Origin of the sequence: Actinomadura kijaniata NBRC 14229, assembly GCF_001552175.1 — a bacterium.
GTDB lineage: Bacteria > Actinomycetota > Actinomycetes > Streptosporangiales > Streptosporangiaceae > Spirillospora > Spirillospora kijaniata.
Genome location: NZ_BCQR01000137.1, coordinates 18,600 through 34,084, shown reverse-complemented (window position 1 = coordinate 34,084; position 15,485 = coordinate 18,600). Strand labels below are relative to the sequence as shown.

General features: G+C 73.0%; 12 protein-coding genes. 10 read left to right on the top strand and 2 right to left on the bottom strand.

Going from position 1 to position 15,485, the window contains the following annotated elements:
- Nucleotides 1–145 precede the first annotated feature (145 nt).
- The gene (rsmI, locus tag AKI01S_RS34905) at nucleotides 146–1,030 is read left to right on the top strand and encodes a 16S rRNA (cytidine(1402)-2'-O)-methyltransferase (RefSeq protein WP_067827587.1); all 885 of its coding nucleotides are present in this window, start codon (nucleotides 146–148) and stop codon (nucleotides 1,028–1,030) included.
- Between the two features lie 127 nt (nucleotides 1,031–1,157).
- A complete protein-coding gene (locus AKI01S_RS34900; RefSeq protein ID WP_157420371.1) occupies nucleotides 1,158–1,460 on the top strand; it encodes a hypothetical protein in 303 nt (100 codons plus the stop codon).
- A gap of 27 nt (nucleotides 1,461–1,487) precedes the next feature.
- Here the strand turns inward: AKI01S_RS34900 and AKI01S_RS54415 are convergent, their stop codons facing one another.
- Nucleotides 1,488–3,035, bottom strand: coding sequence for a glycosyltransferase family 39 protein (locus tag AKI01S_RS54415; protein WP_281186177.1), 1,548 nt, complete (start codon nucleotides 3,033–3,035; stop codon nucleotides 1,488–1,490).
- A gap of 305 nt (nucleotides 3,036–3,340) precedes the next feature.
- Between AKI01S_RS54415 and AKI01S_RS34890 the strand changes: the two genes are divergently transcribed.
- The gene (locus tag AKI01S_RS34890) at nucleotides 3,341–4,624 is read left to right on the top strand and encodes a glycosyltransferase family 2 protein (protein ID WP_067827580.1); all 1,284 of its coding nucleotides are present in this window, start codon (nucleotides 3,341–3,343) and stop codon (nucleotides 4,622–4,624) included.
- Nucleotides 4,625–4,866: 242 nt separating this feature from the next.
- On the top strand, nucleotides 4,867–6,651 hold the full coding sequence (locus AKI01S_RS34885) for a hypothetical protein (protein ID WP_067827577.1): 1,785 nt from the start codon (nucleotides 4,867–4,869) through the stop codon (nucleotides 6,649–6,651).
- 19 nt (nucleotides 6,652–6,670) lie between these two features.
- Here the strand turns inward: AKI01S_RS34885 and AKI01S_RS34880 are convergent, their stop codons facing one another.
- Nucleotides 6,671–8,242 (bottom strand): glycosyltransferase family 39 protein, encoded by a 1,572-nt coding sequence (locus AKI01S_RS34880; RefSeq protein ID WP_067827574.1) that lies wholly within the window; start codon nucleotides 8,240–8,242, stop codon nucleotides 6,671–6,673.
- A 107-nt stretch (nucleotides 8,243–8,349) separates the two neighbouring features.
- Here AKI01S_RS34880 and metG point away from each other — a divergent pair, with 107 nt between their 5' ends.
- The 6 genes from metG to AKI01S_RS34850 all read left to right on the top strand — a co-directional run bounded on the left by metG (nucleotide 8,350) and on the right by AKI01S_RS34850 (nucleotide 15,436).
- On the top strand, nucleotides 8,350–10,146 hold the full coding sequence (gene metG / locus AKI01S_RS34875; protein ID WP_067827572.1) for a methionine--tRNA ligase: 1,797 nt from the start codon (nucleotides 8,350–8,352) through the stop codon (nucleotides 10,144–10,146).
- Nucleotides 10,147–10,294: 148 nt separating this feature from the next.
- Nucleotides 10,295–11,116 carry a TatD family hydrolase gene (locus tag AKI01S_RS34870; RefSeq protein ID WP_067827569.1) on the top strand — a complete coding sequence of 274 codons (822 nt, stop codon included), beginning with the start codon at nucleotides 10,295–10,297 and terminating at the stop codon, nucleotides 11,114–11,116.
- A gap of 120 nt (nucleotides 11,117–11,236) precedes the next feature.
- Nucleotides 11,237–12,031, top strand: coding sequence for a resuscitation-promoting factor (locus AKI01S_RS34865; protein WP_245681908.1), 795 nt, complete (start codon nucleotides 11,237–11,239; stop codon nucleotides 12,029–12,031).
- Between the two features lie 261 nt (nucleotides 12,032–12,292).
- Nucleotides 12,293–13,165: a 16S rRNA (adenine(1518)-N(6)/adenine(1519)-N(6))-dimethyltransferase RsmA gene (gene rsmA, locus AKI01S_RS34860; RefSeq protein ID WP_067827563.1), complete on the top strand. Its 873-nt coding sequence runs from the start codon at nucleotides 12,293–12,295 to the stop codon at nucleotides 13,163–13,165.
- Between the two features lie 11 nt (nucleotides 13,166–13,176).
- Entirely contained in the window at nucleotides 13,177–14,274 is a 1,098-nt protein-coding gene (locus AKI01S_RS34855) for a glycoside hydrolase family 26 protein (protein WP_067827560.1), read from the top strand.
- 232 nt (nucleotides 14,275–14,506) lie between these two features.
- Nucleotides 14,507–15,436, top strand: a complete 930-nt coding sequence (locus tag AKI01S_RS34850) for a 4-(cytidine 5'-diphospho)-2-C-methyl-D-erythritol kinase (protein WP_281186175.1) — start codon at nucleotides 14,507–14,509, stop codon at nucleotides 15,434–15,436.
- Nucleotides 15,437–15,485: the final 49 nt, after the last annotated feature.

The window sequence follows — 15,485 nt, the reverse complement described above, 5'->3', positions numbered from 1 at the left end:
GGGGAGCCACTCGCGCGCGGTCGGCGGCCGCGACCGCCGGCCGAGATCGTGGTCCGGCGCGAAATCCGTCATCGCCATCCCGCCATCGTAAGGCCGCAGCGGGGCGGTGGCCGGACGCGGGCGGGCCGGGCGGGACAATGGAGGGGTGACGGGGAACTCTGCGGACACCAAGGAAACCGGCGGGCCCACCGGGACGCTGCTGCTGGGCGCGGCGCCGATCGGGCGGGCCGACGACGCCTCGCCGCGCCTGCGGGCGGCGCTGGCGGCGGCCCCGGTCATCGCGGCCGAGGACACCCGGCGGCTGCGGCGGCTGGCCGGAGACCTGGGCGTCGAGCTCACCGGCCGGATCGTGTCCTACTACGACCAGAACGAGAGGGCGCGCTCGGCGGAGCTGCTGGCGGAGCTGCTGGCGGGCCGCGACGTCCTGGTGGTGACCGACGCGGGCATGCCGGGGGTGTCCGACCCCGGGTACCGGCTGGTGGTGGCCGCCGTGGCGGAGGACGTCCCGGTGCGGGTGCTGCCGGGCCCGTCCGCCGTGACCACCGCGTTGATCATGTCGGGGCTGCCCACCGACCGGTTCTGCTTCGAGGGCTTCCCGCCCCGCAAGCCCGGCGAGCGCGCCCGCCGCCTGGCCGAGCTGGCGGACGAGCCCCGCACGATGGTGTTCTTCGAGTCGCCGCGCCGCCTGGCCGCGACGCTGGCGGCGATGGCCGAGGCGTTCGGCGGCGACCGGCCCGCCGCCGTGTGCCGCGAGCTCACCAAGACCTACGAGGAGGTCCGCCGGGGACCGCTGGCCGAGCTGGCCGGGTGGGCCGCGCCCGGCGTCCTCGGCGAGATCACGCTGGTGGTCGGCGGCGCGCCCGCCCGCGCGGGCCTGACCGACCCCGCCGACCTGGCCGCCGCCGTCGCCGCCCGCGAGGGCGCCGGAACGCCCCGCAAGCAGGCCATCAGCGAGATCGCCAAGGAGAACGGCGTCCCCAAGCGGACCGTCTACGACGCCGTGGTGGCGGCGCGGGGGGACTCCCGGTAAGGGAGCGGGCCGGAACCGGCCGGGCGTTGACCACGCGTTCGGGTGCCGTCGGCGGACTGTCGGAACGGCGCCCGCGGGAGCACACTGGAAGGGAACGCGATGAGGCGTTCCCGAGGAGGTGGGGGCTGTGCGAAACGCATGGTCAGACCACGAGGTGTGGATCTACGAGTGCCTGCGCTGCGGCGCCACCTGGGAAGAGGGGTTCGACGTCCGGCACGTCGACGACGGGCACGGCGGCGAGGCCGTGGCCTACGCCCACGGCGGGCACCCGTGCACGACGCCCTGGACCGACCACCCGTGCTGCGAGTGCCACAGCGGCAACGTCAAGGCGTTCTCGGCGCCGTGGCGCAAGAGCGGGCGGGTACCGGAGCAGCGGCCCGACAGCGGCCTGGAGACGGTGATCCACCTGAGGCGCATCCACGCCTGGTAGACCGCCGTCCCCGGCCGCCGCGCGGGATCAGCCCGCCGAGCCGGCCGCGGGGGCGGGGACCTTCGGATCGGCGACGACGTCCTCCAGGGAGGGCACCGGCGTCGTCTCCGGCGCGGCCCTGCCCCCGCGGCGGAGCGCCGCGAAGCGGGCCCGCGCCTCCGGGCCGAACGCCATCGCCGCCGCCAGGCAGGCCAGCGGCACGGCCGGCAGCACGTAGCGGTAGTCGAACTCCGCCGTCGCCGCCGGGGCCAGCAGCAGGCCCGTCGCCAGGGACCACGGCAGGAACGCCAGGCCGCCGAGGCGCCGCCACATCGCCACCATGCCCGCCAGCCCGACCAGCAGGATGAGACCGAGCAGGGAGCCGCGCAGGTACACGTGGTCCTGGTAGACGCGGATGGCACCGGCGAACGGCTGGTTGAGCTTGGTGCGGGCGTCGCCGTCCTCGTAGAGGTTGGCCTCCTGGCGGGCGGTGCCACCGCCCATCTGCCACTCCGGCAGCGGCGCGGACCGGCGGCCGAACTCGTACTGCGAGTAGGTCGCCGGATCCGGGAACACCGTGCGCTTCCACTGGAAGACACGGATGAAGTCGTGCGCGACGACCTTCAGGAAGTCGCCGGGCTGGGAGAGGATCGCGCGCCGGGCGAAGTCGTTGGCGATCTTGTTCTTCTCGGGGCTGAACCGCTGGCCGGTGTAGCGGTTGAGGGGGGAGGCGGCGTTCCAGATGCCGTCCTGGGAGTTGGGCTGGCGGCTGCCGCCGACCGCCTCGGTGCACAGCGGCATCTCCTGGACGGGGATGTCCTTCATCTTGTGGCAGTCGGCGAACTTGTAGGTCCGGGCGTACAGGAAGATCCCGTTGCTCTCGGTGATCGCGAACTTGCCGCGCTCGGCCTTGTACCAGCCCATGTAGCCCACCACCGGCAGCAGGCTGGCGGCCAGCAGCACCGCCAGGACGCGCCAGTCGGTGCGGCGGATCAGCAGGAACACCAGCACGCCGAGCAGCACCGGCAGCCCCACCGAGCGGGTCAGCCAGGCGATCCCGATCAGCAGGCCCACCGCGGCGCCGACCTTCCAGGTGGTCCGCTCGTGCCACAGCAGCACCGTGACGGCCGTCACCGCCAGGAACGTGAACATGGTGTCCGACAGCACCAGGTGCTCCAGCTGGATCTGGTAGCCGTCCAGCAGGACCGGGGCCGCCGCCAGCGTCGCGCCCCAGCCCGGGAGCCCGAACCGGTGGCGCAGCAGGGCGTAGATCATCACGCCCATCGCCAGGCCCATCAGGTGCTGGACGAACGCCACCAGCGCGAAGCTGTGGAACGGCTCCAGCGCCTGCAACAGGAACGAGTAGCCGTTCGGGCGCAGCTGGTGGGGCTGCGGCTTCACCGCGACGTGCAGGTAGTCGAAGCTGTCGTTGAAGAACATGACGGGCGCGTAGCCCACCATCGCCACGAGCCGCAGCAGCGCGGCTATGGCCAGGATCACAGTGAAGGCCGGATTGCGGCGTATCAGCGGCCCCAGCGCGGACACGCGGACACGTCCGCGCAGCCCTGACACGACCACGATTCCCCCTCTGGTCACTCGCGCCACTCTGTTCTTCCGGTCAAGACGTACGGGATGGCCCGCCGTTTCCACGGCCGGCTGCGCGTCCGCCGGCCCCTGCGTGGCCTCACTCTGCTCGGCGCACGTCACAGCAGAACCACCCCTTCCAGGCTGAGGTGCCCGTATGCTAGACGTCCTAGCCTGCCGCCCGTGACCCTGGCGGAGGGGGACAATGCGTTGCAAGTGCGCAACATGACACGCTTCCCGCGCATGCGGGACCGGTCCCACGATGAGATGAGTCGAAAATACCGCAGACGGTCACCAGCGGTAACGAAGGAGATCGCGTGGAACTCTCCGTAGTGATGCCATGCCTGAACGAGGCCGAGACGGTCGCGACATGCGTCCAGAAGACGGTTCGGTTTCTTGAGGAGAGCGGCATCGACGGCGAGGTCGTCGTCGCCGACAACGGCAGCACCGACGGCAGCCAGCAGCTCGCCCGCGAGGCGGGCGCGCGGGTGGTGCCGGTTGCCGACAAGGGGTACGGCAACGCCCTGATGGGCGGCATCCGCGCCGCCCGCGGCAAGTACGTGGCGATGGGCGACTGCGACGACTCCTATGACTTCGCCACGCTCGGCCCGTTCCTGGAGGACCTGCGGGACGGCGCCGACCTGGTGATGGGCAACCGCTTCAAGGGCGGCATCGCCCCCGGCGCCATGCCGGCGCTGCACCGCTACCTGGGCAACCCGGTGCTGTCGTTCGTCGGGCGGCTGTTCTTCGGCAGCAAGATCGGCGACTTCCACTGCGGGCTGCGCGCCTTCAACAAGGAGTCGATCCTGCGGCTGGGCCTCCAGACCGGGGGCATGGAGTTCGCCTCCGAGATGGTGGTGAAGGCCACGCTCGCCAAGTACGACATCCGCGAGCGGCCGACCACGCTGTCGCCCGACGGCCGGTCCCGGCCGCCGCACCTGAACACCTGGCGTGACGGCTGGCGTCATCTGCGCTTCCTCATGCTCTACAGCCCCCGCTGGCTGTTCTTCATCCCCGGTCTGATCTTTATGACGCTCGGACTGGTCGCCGGGATCGCACTGTCGTTCGGTCCGGTCCGCATCGGCGAGATCGCGTTCGACGTCGACACCCTGGTGGGCGCGGGCGCGGCGCTGGTGATCGGCTTCCAGGCGGTGCTGTTCGCGCTGCTCACCAAGGTCTACGCCATGCACGAGGGCTTCCTGCCACCCGACAGCCGGGTCAAGAAGCTGGTCGAGTGGTGGAGCCTGGAGCGCGGTCTGGTGCTCGGCGGCCTGCTGGCCCTGGCGGGCCTGGCCGGGCTGGTCGCCTCGCTGATGCACTGGCGCGTCAACAGCTTCGGCGAGCTCGACCCGCGGCACTCGCTGCGCATGGTCGTCCCGGCCGCCGTCGCGCTGATGATGAGCTTCCAGGCGATCTTCGCCTCGCTGTTCGTGTCGATCCTGGGCATCCGCCGCCGCCAGCACCCGCCGATGGTGGACGCCGCCGACGAGGCCGCCAACGTGGTGGACGCCGCCGCGGAGAAGGTCGCGGTGGAGCGGCAGGCCGCCGGTAAGACCGCCGAGGCCGTGGCCGAGAAGGCCGAGACCAGGACCGAGGGCTGATCGTCCCCTCGTTCCACGTCCGGAGCCCTCCGCCCTCGCCGGGCGGGGGGCTTCGTGGTGCCCGCCGTCCATCACGGCGATCATCTCACGGGGCGTGACGCCTCCGTTCCACGGCGTCGCGCCACCTGAGAAGTTACTGACTCTTTCCTCCCCGGTTTCGTCCCGCCGGATGGGCTGTGACACGCTGAGGTGGCGATGAGAATCCCGTTCACGGTGATCGGCCAGGGCACCCCCCAGCACCGATGACGACGCATCCACCCCTGCACCCGGACACGCGTGCGGAGCGTCGGGCGACCCCCGGACCCGACGTCGCCGCCCCCCCGAGACGACGGCGGACGCTGCTGGTCCTGCTGGCCTACCTGGCGCAGGTCGCGGTCCGGCTGGTCGCCTCCGCCGGGCAGACCATGCCGGTGGCCACCCCCGACGAGACCGGGTACCTGTTCGCCGCCCGCGTGCTGAGCGGCGGTCCCGCCGCGGACCTGTCCTACGGGACGGTCTACCGGGGCGGCTACCCGCTGCTGCTGACGCCCGCCCACTGGCTGTCGGACGACCCGCAGACGGTCTACCGCCTCATCCAGGCCGAGAACGCCCTGATCAGCGCGTTGATGCTGCCGCTGGCGCTGGTGCTGCTGCACCGCTGCGGGCTGGACCGGCGGGCGGCGTTCCTGGTCGGGAACGCCACCGCGCTGCTGACCGGCGTGGTGTTCTTCGCCGAGTTCGCCCTCACCGACGCGGTGCTGCCGGTCGTGGTGCTGGGCTGGCTGCTGCTGGTCCACTCGTGGCTGACGGCCGGCGCGCGGGTCACCGCGTCGCCCGCCCGGGTGGCGCTGTACGGGGCGGGCGCGTCGGCGCTGGCGGCCTACTCCTATGTCTGCCACACGCGCGGCGTGATCCTGCTGGTGGTGCAGGCGGCGCTGGTGCTGACGGCGGCGGTGGCCCGCTGGCGGAGCCGCGGCGAGGCGGCGTCGGCGGCGGCGGTGCTGGTGGGCGTCGCGCTCGCCGGGACGCGCCTGAACCACTCGCTGCTGCCCGCGATGTACCCCAACGGCGACAACGACCTCGGCGGCAACCTGCTGCTCCGGCTGACCTCCCTGGACGGCTGGGGCTGGACGCTGTCCCTGGCGACCGGCCAGGTCTGGTACCAGCTCGCCGCGACCGGCGGGCTCGCCGGGGTCGGGCTGGTCGCGCTGGCGATGCTGGCGCTGCGCCGGGACGCGCCCGGACGGCTGCGGGCCCTGGCGCTGGCGGTGGTCGCGGTGGTCGCGGGCATCGCGCTGGCGACCTCGGCGGCCCTGCCCGACGAGCAGCGCGTCGGGAACTACGCCTACGGCCGCTACCTGGCGTGCGTGACGCCCGTGCTGTTCGCGGTGGGCTGCGCGGTGCTGCTGCGGCTTCCCCGCCGGGCGGCGGCGTGGGCGGCGGCGCTGTCGGCGGCCCTGCTGGCCGGGTCGGCGGTCGTGGTGGGCTGGCACGCCGGGGACCGGCTGGCCCGCTACACCTTCACGCCCTACGACTTCCCGGAGATCTCGTTCCTGACCTGGGACTGGACGGCGTTCCGGCTGGAGCGGGCGACGCTGGCGGGCCTGGTGCTGCTGGGACTGGCGGTGCTGGCGTCCCGGCTGCGGGGGCTGGCCACGGTGACGTTGACGGCCCTGTGCGCGCTGGTCAGCACCGGCATGATCGCGACGGCCAACGAGCGCATCGGGGCGCCCCTGGTCCGCGAGTACACCGCCGCCACCGACGTCCGTTCCATCGCCGGTCCCGCCACCACGCCGGTCGTCGCGGTGGACGACGACATCTCCTGGCGGCTGAAGCTGCCGCTGTACTACTGGCTCAACTGGACCGCCACGATCGGCTTCGACGGCGACCACGCCCCGCCCCGCGAGGCCGACCTGGTGCTGGTCTACTGGAACGGGAAGACCCCCGCCGAGTCCACCTGGAAGGGCGGCGCGCCCCCCGGATGGCGGATCGTGGACCGCCGCACGTCCCCCAACGACGGCTGGGTCGCCTGGCGGCGCTCGGGCTGATGTCCCGCCCGGGCCCGGTTCAGCCCCGGGCGGGCGGGTCCCAGAGGCCGAGGACGCCGTCGGAGGACTCCCAGCGCAGCCGCCAGCCCGCCGCCTCGGGGCTCCAGCCGAACAGGACCTGCGACTCCTGGCCGCGCCAGCGGGTGTAGAGCATCGGGCCGTCGGACTTCGGGACCGCCGTGGTGGTGTCGTGCGCGAAGTCGTTGATCCGGCCGTTCCACACCGGCTCGCCCCACGGGGTGCGGACGTAGAAGGTGAGGGTCTGCGCGAGCCGCCGGTCGGCGACGATCTCGCGGATGTCGTCGCCGTTCCCGGCCGCCAGCCAGCCGCGCAGCTCGCTCCAGGCGGAGTCGCGGGCCAGCCCGGGAACGGACCGGACCGACGCCACGGTGTACGCGGCGCCCACCACCAGGGTCGCCGCGGCCAGCACGGCCGTCGCCGCTGGCATCCACCGGCGCGCCAGCAGGACCACCGCGCCGAACCCGCCCGCCAGCAGCGCCGGGAACACCGCGAACCAGTACCGCGGCAGCCAGCCGCGCAGCGAGATGTCGTTGGGGTCCAGCACCCCGGAGAACAGCGTCAGCGGCACCGCCAGCGCCGCGAACCACACCAGGCACAGCGCCAGCCGCCGGTCGCGGGTCACCAGCCAGCCCACCACGGTCAGCGCCAGCAGCCCCACGAAGACCCAGCCGAGCGGATGCCAGTCGCCCATGGCCCGCAGGAACGACCGCGCCGCCAGCCCGCGCGTGACGTAGTCGCGGGACTTGCCGCCGTGCTCGGCCGCCGACACTATCCCGGCCAGCGGCGTCCCCCACACGATCGTGTTGTGGACGAGGCTGACGGCCAGGACGCCCAGCATGGGCAGGCCGACGGTGACGTTGCGCCGCCACGGCACGCCGAGGATCGCCAGGTAGGCGGGGATCACCAGGAACAGGAACGCCAGGAACTCCCGCACCAGGAACGCCGACGCCAGCAGCAGCCCGGCGGTCACCAGCCAGCGGGTCTGGGCCCGGCCCTCCCGCCGCGACGCCACCACCAGCGCCGCCATCCCGAACGCGAACAGCCCCGCGCCCGGCATGTCCGGCAGCATCACCCCGGCCGACCAGGTGATCTCCTTCTCGAACGGGTTGGTCAGCGTGAAGAACGGGTGGACGATCAGCAGCAGCGCCGCCAGCACGCCCGCCACGTCCCCGAACAGCGACCGCACCACCAGGTAGCAGCCCACGAAGAACAGGCATCCGCCGGCCGCCGCGACGGTGAAGTAGGCGACCTGCCCGTCGCCCAGCACCTCCTGCGCCAGCCGGGCGGGCAGCACCAGCCCGATCCGGGTGACCTGGTGCGGCACCTCCACGAACGGCCACGCGTCCAGCGGGATGTGCGGCCAGTCGCGGGCCGCCAGCCACACGTAGTAGGGGTCGAAGTACAGCGGGGGCACCATGGTGATCCACTGTGCGAGCACCGCGCACGCCCCGACCAGGACCGACAGCAGCGCCACGCGGCGGCGCCGGACCGCCGCGCGGGGGCGCGCGGTCGCGTCGGGACGCCGGAGGACCCGCGGCCCGTTCCGGACCGTCTCCGCGCCGTGCACCATTCCCGCTCCGCTCCCTGCCCCGCCCGAACGACCGCCGCTGAGCAGGTTATCCACAACGGGGGAGTTCGGGTGCATGAGGTGGCCTCGATCCCTCTACTCTTGACTGCATGTCCTCGTCAAGCCGTCACATCCTGACCGCGCCCGCCTGGCCGTACGCCAACGGGCCCCGCCACATCGGGCACGTCTCCGGTTTCGCTCTGCCCAGCGACATGTTCAGCCGGTACCAGCGGATGGCGGGCAACCAGGTCCTGATGGTCAGCGGCACCGACGAGCACGGCACGCCCATCCAGGTCCAGGCCGACAAGGAGGGCGTGACGGCCCGCGAGCTGGCCGACCGCTACAACCGCGTGATCGCCGAGGACCTGCTGGGCCTCGGCATGTCCTACGACCTGTTCACCCGCACCACCACCCGCAACCACTACGCGGTGGTGCAGGAGCTCTTCAAGGGCCTGTACGACAACGGCTACGTCTTCCCGAAGACCACGATGGGCGCGATCTCGCCGTCCACCGGCCGCACGCTGCCCGACCGCTACATCGAGGGCACCTGCCCGATCTGCGGCTACGACGGCGCGCGCGGCGACCAGTGCGACAACTGCGGCAACCAGCTCGACCCGGTCGACCTGATCAACCCGGTCTCGCGGATCAACGGTGAGACGCCGAAGTTCGTCGAGACCGAGCACTTCATGCTGGACCTGCCCGCGTTCACCGACGTGCTGGCGACCTGGCTGAAGTCCAAGCAGGGCCAGTGGCGGCCCAACGTGCTGAAGTTCGCCCTCAACCTGCTCGACGACATGCAGCCGCGCGCGATCTCCCGCGACCTGGACTGGGGCGTGCCGATCCCGCTGGACGGCTGGCGCGACAACTCCGCCAAGAAGCTGTACGTGTGGTTCGACGCGGTGATCGGGTACTTCTCGGCGTCGGTGGAGTGGGCGCGGCGCTCGGGCGACCCGGAGGCGTGGCGCGCCTGGTGGCAGGACCCCAAGGCCCTGGCCTACTACTTCATGGGCAAGGACAACATCGTCTTCCACGCCGAGATCTGGCCCGCGATGCTGCTGGGCTACAACGGCAAGGGCGACCGGGGCGGCGAGGCGGGCTCGCTCGGCGAGCTGAACCTGCCGACCGAGGTCGTGTCCTCGGAGTTCCTGACGATGGAGGGCCGGAAGTTCTCCTCCTCGCGCCAGGTCGTGATCTACGTCAAGGACTTCCTGGAGCGCTACGACGTCGACGCGCTGCGCTACTACATCGCGATCGCCGGCCCGGAGAACAACGACACCGACTTCACCTGGGCCGAGTTCGTCCGCCGCAACAACGACGAGCTGGTCGCCGCCTGGGGCAACCTGGTCAACCGCTCGATCAACATGGCCGCCAAGAACTTCGGCGCCATCCCCGAGCCGGACGAGCTGACCGACGCCGACCGGGCGCTGCTGGAGCGCAGCCGGAACGCGTTCGGGGCGGTGGGGGCCGAGCTGGAGCGTTCGCGCTTCAAGAACGGCATCACCGAGGCCCTGGACGTGGTCCGCGACGCCAACCGCTACCTGTCGGACCAGGCCCCCTGGAAGCTCAAGGACGACCCCGCGCGCGTCCAGTCGATCCTGTACACGGCCCTGCAGGTCGTGGACGACGCCAAGTCGCTGCTGACGCCGTTCCTGCCGAACTCCTCGCAGAAGGTCTACGAGATGCTCGGCGGCGAGGGCGAGTGGAGCGGCATGCCGCGCCTGGAGGTCGTGTCGGAGGAGGGCGGCCCGGACTACCCGGTGCTGACCGGCGACTACGCCACCGCCGCCCGCTGGGAGTCCACCCCGATCAAGCCGGGCGTCCCGCTGGCCAAGCCGACCCCGCTGTTCAAGAAGCTGGACCCCTCGGTCGTCGACGAGGAACTGGCCCGCCTGGAGGGCGACAAGTGAGCCAGCCGGAGGGGCGCGGCGCGCTCTGGCCCGCGAGCGCAGCGAGCCGATGGGCACGGCTGCCCTTCGCGGAGCGAGGGCGGCGAGCGGAGCCTGCGACGAGGGAAGAGGGCGCCTTGGGGCGTCCCGTAGGTGAGCGGGGGGCGCTGTGAGCGAGTCGGAGGGGGCCGCGCCGCGGCTGTTCCCGCCGCTGCCCGAGGAGCGGCTGCCGGTCGAGGTGTTCGACAGCCACTGCCATCTCGACCTGGTGGAGCTTCCGGTCGCCGAGCAGCTGGCGTCGGCGCGGTCGGTCGGCATCACCAAGATCATCACGATCGGCGTGGACCTGCCGTCCTCCCGGCTGTGCGCGGAGACGGCCGCCGAGTTCGACGACGTGTACGCGGGCGTGGCGATCCACCCCAACGACACCACCGACGTCACCGACGCGGTCCTGGAGGGCATCGCCGAGCTGGCCGGGCGGCCGGAGGTCGTGGCGATCGGCGAGACGGGCCTGGACTACTACCGGGACTGGGCCCCCAAGGAGGACCAGCACCGCTCGTTCCGCGCCCACATCGAGATCGCCAAGCGGACGGGCAAGGCCCTGGTGATCCACGACCGGGACGCCCACGACGACGTCCTGCGCGTCCTGGAGGAGGAGGGGGCCCCCGACAAGGTGGTGTTCCACTGCTTCTCCGGGGACGCGGGGATGGCCGGGATCTGCGCGGAGCGGGGCTATGTGATGAGCTTCGCGGGCAACGTGACGTTCAAGAACGCCCAGCCGCTCCGCGACGCCCTGAAGATCGCCCCGCTGGAGCTGGTCCTGGTGGAGACCGACGCGCCGTTCCTGACGCCGATCCCGCACCGGGGCAAGCCGAACGCCTCCTACCTGATCCCGCACACGGTGCGGTTCATGGCGGAGGTGAAGGGCGTGGAGGTCGCCGAGCTCTGCGAGGCGATCGCCGCGACGGGCCGCCGGATCTTCGGCATCTGAGCCCGGCGGCCGGCCCCGGCGCGGCGCACTTGCGCCGTCGGGGTGGCGGGGGAAGGGGTCGGGACTCTAGGGTCTGGCGGGTCGAAGGGCAATCCCCCTGCCCGCCAGAAGGAGCTTACGGTGCGTCGTTCCCCCGCGATGTCCCTTGTCGTGCTGCCCCTGTTGTTCGCCGTCGCGTGCGGCGGGTCCGAGGCCGCCGGGCAGAAGAAGTCCGCCGCCCCGCTCGCCGACGCGCCGCGGGCCACCACGCCCGCGCCGCGCGAGGTCACCGTGGTGCTGGACGGCAGGAAGCGCAGGATCTCCACCACGAGCGCGACGGTCCAGGAGGCGCTGTCCCAGGCCGGGATCACGCTCGGCGAGCACGATCTGGTGACCCCGCCGCGCACGGCCCCCCTCACGGACGTGATCAAGGTGGTGCGGTTGCTGTCGGCCCCGAAGACCAAGGTCGTGAAGCTGCCGCCGGAGACGGTCCGCCGCAAGGACGCCAAGCTGCCGCCCTTCACCGAGAAGGAGGTGCGCAAGGGGCGTCCCGGCGTGAAGATCCTCCAGGTCGCGTGGGTGCGGCGGGGCGGCAAGAAGGTGCAGACCGTCCTCTCCCAGAAGATCAAGAGCAGGCCGGTCGCGCGGATCGTCGCGGTCGGGCCGCAGGGCGCGTCGATGGGGTCGGTCGCCAACCTCAACTGGAACGGCCTGGCCAAGTGCGAGTCGGGCAACAACCCCCGGGCCGTGAACCCCGCCGGGTACTACGGGCTGTACCAGTTCTCGCTGCCGTCGTGGCAGAGCGTCGGCGGGTCGGGCAAGCCCTCCGAGGCCAGCCCCGCCGAGCAGACCTACCGGGCGCAGATGCTCTACAAGAAGGTGAACGGCCGCTGGCAGGGCCAGTGGCCGCACTGCGGGAAGTTCCTGTTCTCCTGACACCCGCCCCGGCGCGTCCTCATGGTCGCGGATCGCGTCCCCCGGCCCTTCGCCGAGATCGGCGCCCCGCCCCGCGGTGATGCCGGTGGGCTTCGCCCGCGGCCCGCGCCGTCCGGTCTCCTTGCCGACGCGCTCTCCCCGGCGCGTCGGGCGGCGCGGCCGCGGGGCCGGAGCGGGACGGACGCGGCCGTCACCGCCGCGGGGCCCCGCCAGGGGAGGCGGGGCGCCTCCGGCGCTCCCGGTAGCTGCCACACTGGACGGGTGGGGGACACGCAAGCACTGCTCGGACCGGCCGACGTCCGCGAGCTCGCCGCGGCGCTGAACATCAGGCCGACCAAGACGCTCGGCCAGAACTTCGTCATCGACGCCAACACGGTGCGCCGCATCGTGCGGGTCGCCGACGTCGGCCCGGACGACGTGGTCGTGGAGGTCGGGCCGGGGCTCGGCTCGCTGACGCTGGCGCTGCTGCCGGAGGTCCGGCAGGTCACGGCCGTGGAGATCGACCCGCCGCTGGCGGCGGCGCTGCCGGTGACCGTGGCGGCGCGCGCGCCGGAGCTGGCCGACCGCCTGACGGTCGTCCGCGACGACGCGATGCGCGTGGCCGAGCTGCCGGGGCCCGCGCCGACGGCGCTGGTGGCGAACCTGCCCTACAACGTGGCGGTGCCGGTGGTGCTGCACCTGCTGGCGACGTTCCCGTCCCTCACCAGGGCCCTGGTGATGGTGCAGGCGGAGGTCGCCGACCGGATGACCGCGGCCCCCGGCAGCAAGATCTACGGGGTGCCGTCGGTGAAGCTGGCCTGGTACGGCGACGCCCGGCGGGCCGGGCCGGTCGGCCGCGCGGTGTTCTGGCCTGTCCCGAACGTCGATTCCGGCCTGGTCGCGTTCCGCAGGGGCGTGCCGCCGGAGACGACCGCGTCCCGCGCGGAGGTGTTCGCGGTGGTGGACGCGGCGTTCGCCCAGCGCCGCAAGACCCTGCGGGCCGCGCTGGCGGGCTGGGCGGGATCGGCGGCGGCGGCCGAGGAGGCGCTGCGCGCGGCCGGGGTGGACCCGAAGATGCGGGGCGAAGCACTCGACGTGGCCGCCTTCGCCAGGATCGCCCAGTATCGTCCTGGGGGCGCGACTGAACCCGAGTGAGGCGGAGGACCATGGTGCACGGGGGATCCCGGACGGCGGCGCTGTCCCTACGGACGGCCGGGGCGGCACTGGCCGCGCTGACGGCGGCCGGATGCGGCGGCGGAGCGGTCGCCACACCGAAGATCACCACCACGGTCAAGGCCGGGGTCGCGCCCGTGCCGCCCGCCAAGGGCGCCTACTTCGGGGCCTGGGCGCCGACCGTCGAGGACGGCGGGGCCTCCTACCCCGGGCCGTCGGCGTCGGCGTCGGCGTCGCCGTCGGCCGGTGGCGTCCCCGGCCAGAAGCCCGAGAAGGCCGGGACCGGGGGGATGGCGGCCGTGCTCGGGTTCGAACGCCAGCTCGGCCGCAAGCTCGACATCGCCCAGACCTACCACTCCTGGAAGTCGGAGTTCCCCGACGCGACCGACAAGGAGATCCTGGCGGGCGACCGGTACCTGCTGCTGACCTGGGCGGGCGCCGACACCAAGGAGATCGTCTCCGGTAAGCACGACGCGCTGCTGCGCGAGCGCGCCCGCGCCGTCCGGGCCACCGGCAAGCCGGTGTTCCTGCGCTGGCAGCGCGGCATGGACACCACCGGCAGGCAGGCCAAGGTCCACTCGCCCGCCGACTTCATCGCCGCCTGGAAGCACGTCCGCGCGGTCTTCGCCGGGGAGCGGGCCGACAACGTCGCCTGGGTGTGGTGCCCCACGGCGGGCGGGTTCAGCCCCGGCACGGCCCAGTCGTTCTACCCCGGCGACGACCAGGTCGACTGGCTCTGCGCCGACGCCCAGCCGGGCTCCACCTACGAGTACCGCGACATCTCCGAGACGCTGGAGATGTTCCTGGAGTGGGCCCGCCAGCGCCCCCGCCCCATCATGATCGCCGAGTTCGGGGTGCCGCAGTCCTACGGCGAACGCCGCGCCGAGTGGCTCCGCAAGGCCGCCCGGACCCTCCAGGACCCGCAGGTCAAGGCCGTCGTCTACTTCAACTCCGACGAGCAGGCCGAGGACCGCCGCGACAAGCGCCGCAGCTACACCGTCAACGGAGACAAGCGCGCGGTGTCGGCGCTGCGGGAGCTGGCGACCGTCCCCTACTTCAACCCCCGCAACCTGCCGGTGACCAGCGGCTAGGCCGTGTTCCAAAGCCCTGGCCCACGGCGCTCGCCCTAGGGGCTCGCGCCTGACCGGGTCTTGGCGAGCGCGGCATCGCTTCGCGATCTGGCCTGCGGGCCCTCGCCTTCGGCGTCGGCCCCGCAGGCCAGGTAACGCGCTCGCGTGCGTGGCTGAGGCCCACCTTGAAACAGGCCCTGGCCCGGGGCCGCCGATTCGGGGCCGGGACACGGTTTCCCGTACGCTTCACCGCGTGACCGCAGTGACCGTCCGTGTGCCCGCGAAGGTCAACCTCCAGCTCGGCGTGGGACCGCTCCGCGACGACGGATACCACGACCTCGTGAACGTCTTCCACGCCGTCTCCCTCTTCGACGAGGTGACGGCGGTCCCCGCCGACCGCCTGTCGGTCACGGTCGAGGCCGCGCCGGACGCGCGGGTGGCGATCGAGGCCGTGCCGACCACCGGCGACAACCTCGCCGCCCGCGCCGCCCGCCTGGTCGCCGAGCGCCTGGGCGTGGAGCCGCTGGTCGGGCTGCGGATCCGCAAGGCCATCCCGGTCGCGGGCGGCATGGCCGGGGGCAGCGCCGACGCCGCCGCCGCGCTGGTCGCCTGCGCCCGCCTGTGGGACGACCCGGACACGCCCCGCCTGTCCCGCGACGACCTGATGGAGATGGGCGGGGCCATCGGCAGCGACGTGCCGTTCGCGCTGCTGGGCGGCACCGCGATCGGTGTGGGCCGGGGCGAGCGGCTGACGCCCGTCCCGGCGCGCGGGACGTTCCACTGGGTGTTCGCGACGGCCGACGGCGGCCTGTCCACGCCCGCCGTCTACGCCGAGTGCGACCGCCTCCGCGAGGAGCGGGGCGAGCGGGCGCCGTGGCCGCGCGCGTCCGAGGAGCTCATGGCGGCCCTGGCCGACGGCGACGCCAAGGCCCTGGGCGCGGCCCTGCACAACGACCTCCAGCCCGCCGCGCTGACGCTGCGCCCGTCGCTGCGCGACACCCTGGCGGCGGGCCGCGACCTGGGCGCGCTCGGCGCGCTGGTGTCGGGCTCCGGCCCCACCTGCGCGTTCCTGGCCGAGTCCGAGAACCACGCGGCCGACCTGGCGGCGGCGCTGAACGGCGCGGACGTGGCCAGGCAGGCGTTCGCGGCCCACGGCCCGGTCCCCGGCGCGACGATCCTCTGAGCCCGGGCGGAAACCGCCACGGCGCCCGGCGCGTCGAATGATCTCCGAG